The 3,829-nt window shown below is 36.6% G+C and carries 2 protein-coding genes and 2 pseudogenes; all 4 read left to right on the top strand.

Features of this window, described 5'->3' with window-relative positions:
* Positions 1–1,379: pseudogene (locus V6U76_RS04805) on the top strand (phage portal protein); the annotation flags it as partial.
* A complete protein-coding gene (locus tag V6U76_RS04800) occupies positions 1,366–2,484 on the top strand; it encodes a S49 family peptidase (protein WP_333023972.1) in 1,119 nt (372 codons plus the stop codon). The pseudogene V6U76_RS04805 and the gene V6U76_RS04800, both read left to right, overlap by 14 nt.
* Positions 2,468–2,839: a head decoration protein gene (locus V6U76_RS04795; RefSeq protein ID WP_333023971.1), complete on the top strand. Its 372-nt coding sequence runs from the start codon at positions 2,468–2,470 to the stop codon at positions 2,837–2,839. Before V6U76_RS04800 ends, V6U76_RS04795 begins: the two co-directional genes overlap by 17 nt.
* A 1-nt stretch (position 2,840) precedes the next feature.
* Positions 2,841–3,829 (top strand): annotated as a pseudogene (locus V6U76_RS04790) (major capsid protein); the annotation flags it as partial.

Below are 3,829 nucleotides of genomic sequence, written 5' to 3'. Positions count from 1 at the left end.
TATTCAATAAATCAAAAAGCTCTGCATGGGATGCATCAGGTTCAGGAAGAAGATTGTGTTATTTTCAGCCAGAGGTAGGTGGCATCAATAGCTTACTTTCCCATAATCTTGAAACTTTGCGCAGTCGTTCTCGAGATATGGTACGTAAGAATCCTTATGCTGCAAATATTATTGATACAATAGTGAGCAACTCTGTTGGAATTGGCATAAAACCCCAATCAAAGGCAAAAGATTCTGAGTTTCGTAAAAAAGTTCAAGAGTTATGGCTACGTTGGACAGATGAGTCAGACAGTAGTGGAATAAGTGATTTTTATGGATTACAAGCACTAGTTTGTAGAAGCATGGTTGAAGGAGGTGAATGTTTTGTACGCCTCAGAAATCGCAAATCAGAAGATGGATTTTCAGTTCCACTGCAGCTAAAAGTTCTGGAATCAGAGCTTTGGATAACAAGAGCAACCAACTACTGGCAAATGATAATGTAATTCGTAATGGCATTGAGTTTAACAGACTTGGGCAAAGAGAAGCGTATTACCTCTTTCGAGAACACCCAGGTGAAAGTTCATTTGGAGAATCTGTCCGCGTACCAGCAAATGATGTTTTGCATGTTTATAAACCACTAAGGCCTGGGCAAATTAGAGGAGAACCATGGCTGAGTTCTGTACTTTTAAAACTTTATGAGCTTGATCAGTATGATGATGCAGAGCTGGTAAGAAAGAAAACTGCTGCAATGTTTGCTGGATTTATCACAAGACTTGATCCTGAAGCAAATATTATGGGAGAAGGTGAATCGAATGAGCATGGAGTAGCACTTTCAGGACTCGAACCTGGTACTATGCAACTCTTAGACCCTGGAGAAGATATTAAATTTTCAGAACCATCAGATGTTGGAGGAAGTTATGAAGCTTTTATGAGACAGCAGCTGAGAGCAATTGCAATTGGTATTGGAATTACTTACGAGCAGCTTACAGGAGATTTAACCAATGTAAACTATTCCTCAATTCGTGCAGGACTAATAGAATTCAGGAGAAGATGTGCGATGCTACAGCATAACATTATGGTATTTCAGTTTTGTCGTCCTGTGTGGAATAGGTGGATAGAGCTTGCTACTTTATCTGGAAAACTTTCTACAATAGATGATCAAACGCTAAAAGACGTAAAATGGATACCTCAAGGATTTGATTGGGTAGACCCATTAAAAGACCAACAAGCACAGCAGATGGCAGTAAGGAATGGTTTTAAAAGTAGAACAGAGGTAGTTTCAGAACTTGGTTATGATATAGATAGAGATTGATCAAGAGATTGCTGAGGATCAAAAACGTGCTGATTCTTTTGGACTTTTTTTTGATTCTGATGTTAGAGAAAACAATGTTACTAAATAAACCATTAATGCTTGAACCAAGGAGTTTTGAGTTGTTGTCATTGCAAAGTAATAAGCAACCAATTTTCAAGAATTTTAAGCACTCTATCAAAAACAACATAGAAAAAACTGCAATTATACCGATTCACGGAATCTTGACTAAAAAACCAGGAGCTTTTGATGATTTTTTAGGAATGACATCATATGATCAAATCTACGAACAAATGGAAGAAGCTTTATCAAATAAAGAAATTAAGACAATTTTACTTGATATAGACAGTCCAGGTGGAGAAGTGAATGGAATTTTTGACCTAGCTGATTTTATTCATGAATCAAGAGCAAAGAAAAAAATAATAGCAATGGCAAATGATGATGCATATTCTGCTGCATATGCAATTGCTTCAAGCGCTGAAAAGGTTTTTTTAACCAGAACTTCAGGAATAGGCAGCATTGGGGTAATTGCAAGTCACATTGATCAGAGTGGATTTGATCAAAGCCAAGGTATCAAGTATACAACGGTTTTTGCAGGTAAGAGAAAGAATGATTTAAATCCTCATGAACCTATTACTTCTGAGAGTCAAAAGAGTTTGCAAGAAGAGGTAAATCGCTTATATGAAATGCTCGTTAAACTTATAGCACGTAATCGTAACTTTTCTACTTCTACCGTTAAATCAACTGAAGCAGGACTTTATTTTGGTAAAAATGCAATAGATATTGGCTTAGCAGATGGAATAACAACGTTTTCTGAACTTAAAGAAAAAACACTTATCAACAAACAAAGGAGTTTTACTATGACTGAACAAACCTTGAACACTAAAGCTAACTTTGAAATAAATAAAGAACAACCCATAAACCATGATGATCAAGGCAAGCAACAAGGTTATGATAGCTGTCGCACTGAGATTTTGGAGCTAATACGTCTGTGTAATTTGTCACGAATGCCAGAAAAAATAACAGAATTTATTGAGCAGGGTGTAAGTAACAAACAAGCACAAGAAATTTTAATGTCTATACTTGCGGAACGAACAATGAAGACTGAAATTTTAAGTACATTACCACAGTCAGAAGACTTTGTAATGCAAGCAGCTAAAGCACGTATAATGGGGGAAAATGACTTGTATAACTGAACAGAATAATCTTGGTGATCTTCTGAAATATGAAGTGTCCAATCTATATTCACGAGAACAAATTACTGTTGCCAAAGGACAAAATCTTAGCTTAGGAGCAGTAATTGCTAGAAAAACTGACGATGGTTTTATTAAAGCTCTAAATCCTGTAGGAACAGATGGAACTCAAACATCTATAGGTGTAATTGCAAGTGATGTAGATGCAAAAGAGAATACCAAGGCAGTAATAATTACGCGTATTGCCCTTTTAGCTGGTCATGCAATTGTTTGGCCAACAGGTATTACTGAAGAACAAAAAATAGCAGCAATAAAACAACTTGAAACACGTGGTGTAATCATTCGCAAGGGGGTATAATATGCAAAATCCATTTTCAAATCCAGCATTTAGTATGACAGCACTCACTGGTGCAATAAATATACTGCCGATTAATTTTGGTCGTACTGAAAGTTTAAAATTATTTCCAAGTGAGGTTTCGCCATATCACAATTGAAGAGCAAAACGGAGTTTTAAGTTTATTACCGACACAGTTACCCGGAGCCCCAGCCACAGTAGGAAAAAGAGGTAAAAGAAAGGTAAGAACATTTACAATTCCGCATATTCCTCATGACGATGTAGTATTACCTGAAGAGGTACAGGGAATTAGAGCGTTTGGCTCAGAAAATGAATTAAAGGCTTTAGCTGATGTAATAACTGATCATATGCAGTCGATGAGAAATAAACACTCTATCACATTAGAACATTTGCGTATGGGAGCTTTAAAAGGAATTATTCTAGATGCAGATGGATCTGAACTGCTAAATTTATATACAGAGTTTAACATTACTCCAAAAGTAGTAAATTTTGCACTAGGAACAGCAACAACGGATGTAAAACGTAAATGCACGGAAGTACTACGCCATATTGAAGATAACTTAAGCGGTGAATATATGACAGGAATTCATGCTTTAATCAGCCCTGAGTTTTTTGACGCTTTAACTTCTCATGCAAAAGTCAAAGAAGCATATGAAAGATGGCAAGAAGGAGCAGCGCTCAGAAATGATATGCGCTCAGGATTTACATTTTGTGGTATTACATTTGAAGAGTATAGAGGACAAGCAACAGATCCAGAAGGTAATGTGAGAAGATTTATCGAAAAAGATACCGGACATTGTTTTCCTCTTGGGACAGCAAATACATTTACGACTTATTTTGCTCCAGCAGATTTCAATGAAACAGTAAATACACTCGGACAACCGCTTTATGCAAAACAAGAGCCAAGAAGGTTTGATAGAGGAACAGACTTACATACTCAATCAAATCCACTTCCTATGTGCCATAGACCTGGAATACTAGTAAAAATCACAG

This window comes from Wolbachia endosymbiont of Pentidionis agamae (genome assembly GCF_036711655.1).
GTDB lineage: Bacteria > Pseudomonadota > Alphaproteobacteria > Rickettsiales > Anaplasmataceae > JAZHPY01.
Note: the sequence above shows the minus strand (reverse complement) of the source record. Positions and strands in the feature narration are given on the sequence as shown.